We start from the raw sequence: 2754 nt of genomic DNA on the forward strand, positions 1-2754 counted from the left end.
CAGCTCGATACCGAGCTGTCCGAGCTGGGGCGGCGTCAGGCCGTGGCCGCCGCCCGGATCCTCGTCGAGCACCGGCCCGTGGCGATCGTCTCCTCCGATCTGCGGCGCGCCTACGACACCGCCGTCGAACTCGGTGACCAGGCCGGCCTGCCGGTGGCGATCGATCCGCGGCTGCGCGAGACCCACCTCGGCCGGTGGCAGGGCCTGACCCACCACGACGTGGACTCGGTGTCCCCGGGGGCGCGGGCAGCGTGGCGGGCCGACGCCACCTGGGCGCCTCCCGAGGGGGAGAGCCGGGTCGACGTGGCCCGGCGCAGCGCCCCGGTGATCCAGGAACTGCTCGACAAACACGAGCAGTGGGTGCAGCGGCCGATCATCGTCGTCGCGCACGGCGGACTGATCGCGGCACTGACCGCCGCACTGCTCGATCTCCCGGTCGACCGGTGGCCGGTCCTCGGCGGACTCGGCAACACCGGCTGGGTCCAGCTCAGCGGATACGGGGACCAGCCCGCGTGGCGGCTCGACGTGTGGAACGCGACGGCTACGGTGGCGGCCGATGACGTCCTCTGACCCACGGCCGGTGGCCGGGCCGCAGCGGCCGACGCTGCTCGTGATCGGTGACTCGCTCAGCTACTACGGCCCGAAGGGCGGACTGCCGGCGGACCATCCGCGGATCTGGCCGAACATCGTGGCGCGGGAACTCGACTGGGACGTCGAACTCGTCGCGCGGATCGGGTGGACGACACGCGACGCGTGGTGGGCGATGACGCAGGATCCACGCGTGTGGGCGACGATCCCGCGGGCCGGTGCCGTCGTGCTGGCCGTGGGCGGCATGGACACCCTGCCGTCCCCTCTGCCGACGGCGCTGCGGGAGACCCTGCGCTACGTGCGGCCGCCGCGCCTGCGCCGCGTCGTGCGGGAGACCTACGGATGGCTGCAGCCCCGGCTCTCGCCCCTCGGCTGGCCGGTGGCCCTGCCGCCCCGGGTCAGCGTGGACTACCTCGAAACCATCCGCGCGTCGCTGGCGTACATGCGGCCGGACCTGCCCGTGATCGGCACGCTGCCGTCGGTGCATCGCAGCGAGCAGTACCGCGCCGTGCACCGCGGCCGTCCCGCCGCGGCCCGGGCGATCAACCGCTGGGCGTCCGAAAAGTCGGTTCTCCTGGTCGATCTCGGTGAGGCCGTGCACGCGGACATCCACTCCGGCGCGGCGAACCCGGACGGCATCCACTGGGGCTGGGACGGGCACAGCGAGGTGGCCGCCGCGGTTCTCGAGGCGGTACGGATGGTGCGCCGGGATGCGCGCGCCGCCGCGGAGGACATACGGTAGGCGGCGTGTCTGTAGTAGTGGTGACCGACTCGTCGTGCTGTCTCGACCCGGAAATGGTGGAGCGGTACGACATCCGTGTCGTGCCGCTGCACGTGATCGTCGACGGTGTCGAATTGCGCGAGGGCGTGGACGATCTGCCCGCCGACCTGTCCGGCGTCACCACCTCCGGTCCCTCCCCGGCCGAACTGACGGAGGCGTACGCCGAGGCGCTGTCGGACAGCGGTGGCGACGGCGTGGTCGCCGTGCACCTGTCCCGTGAGCTGTCGGGTACCTGGTCGGCCGCCCGCTACGCCGCCGACGCCCTCGGTGACCGGGTACAGCTGGTCGACAGTCGAACCACCGCAATGGGTTTGGGATTCGCTGCCCTGGCGGGGGCGGAGCTGGCCCGGTCCGGTGCGAGCGTGCGGGCCGTCTACGAACGGGCTGTGGAGGTCGCCGCCCGCAGCCGGACCCTGCTGGTGGTCGACCGGCTCGACCATCTGCGCCGTGGCGGCCGCATCGGCACCGCCACGGCCCTGCTGGGCACCGCTCTGGCGATGAAGCCGGTGCTCCACCTCGTCGACGGCCGGCTGGTGCTGCGGGAGAAGACCCGCACCATGACCAAGGCGATGGCGAAGCTGGTCGACGGCGTCGTCGACACCGCGGACCCGGTGACCGCGGTGGCCGTCCACCACCGCGAGGCCCCCGAACGCGCCGAACAGCTCGTCGCACAGCTCGCCGAGCGGCTGCCCGCCGGCACCGCGCTGTCGGTGTCCGAACTCGACGCGGTTCTCGGCGCACACGTCGGTCCCGGCGCCGTCGGGGTGGTCGTCTCCCGCGCGTAGGGGTTGTCCACAGGCACACGATTCATCCACAGATTCGCCGGATCGCTTCGGCGGCCACGTGGACGGCGGCCGGATCCGGTTAGCGTCGCGCCATGGGCAGCAGCGACGAGCACGATCTCGTGCGCAGCCGGCTCGACGCGATCGCCCTGTCCGCCGGCGATCGGGCATCGGCGGCGCCGACGATCCCGCACCAGGCGGACGACGACCCGCACCCGTGGTACGACCCGGCCGGCACCGTCGAGCCGCCGGGTCCGCTCGAGCGGTTGCGCGCGGCGCGCTGGCAGACCGGCCGGGGTGGGGCCGGGGCCCTCGCCGCGGTCGGTGTCGTGGCGGTGCTGGCCACACTCGTCGTGGTCTGGGGCGATCGTCCCGTCGCGGAGCCGGTACCGCCGCTGCCGGCGGTGGAGGTTGCGGCACCGGCGGCCGACCCCGTTGCGTCCCGGCAGGACACGGCGCCGGACGAGGTGGTGGTCAGCGTGGTGGGCCTGGTGGGCAAGCCCGGCCTGGTGCGGGTCGCGCCCGGCGCGCGGGTCGCCGACGCCCTCGCCGCCGCGGGCGGCACCCTCGACGGTGCGGACCTGACCACCCTGAATCTGGCGC

General features: G+C 73.8%; 4 protein-coding genes. All 4 read left to right on the top strand.

What is annotated here, in order from left to right; all coding sequences use genetic code 11:
- The coding region (locus CQZ88_RS21965; RefSeq protein WP_102800308.1) for a histidine phosphatase family protein at nucleotides 1-570 on the top strand (570 nt) is incomplete at its 5' end.
- Nucleotides 557-1330, top strand: coding sequence for a diglucosylglycerate octanoyltransferase (gene octT / locus CQZ88_RS21970; protein WP_044475763.1), 774 nt, complete (start codon nucleotides 557-559; stop codon nucleotides 1328-1330). The genes CQZ88_RS21965 and octT, both read left to right, overlap by 14 nt.
- Before the next feature lie 5 nt (nucleotides 1331-1335).
- Nucleotides 1336-2154 carry a DegV family protein gene (locus CQZ88_RS21975; RefSeq protein ID WP_029544382.1) on the top strand — a complete coding sequence of 273 codons (819 nt, stop codon included), beginning with the start codon at nucleotides 1336-1338 and terminating at the stop codon, nucleotides 2152-2154.
- Nucleotides 2155-2246: 92 nt separating this feature from the next.
- A partial coding sequence (locus CQZ88_RS31570; RefSeq protein ID WP_258008722.1) for an SLBB domain-containing protein occupies nucleotides 2247-2754 on the top strand: 508 nt, incomplete at its 3' end.

The organism is Rhodococcus sp. ENV425, from assembly GCF_002887785.1.
Lineage (GTDB): Bacteria > Actinomycetota > Actinomycetes > Mycobacteriales > Mycobacteriaceae > Rhodococcus > Rhodococcus aetherivorans.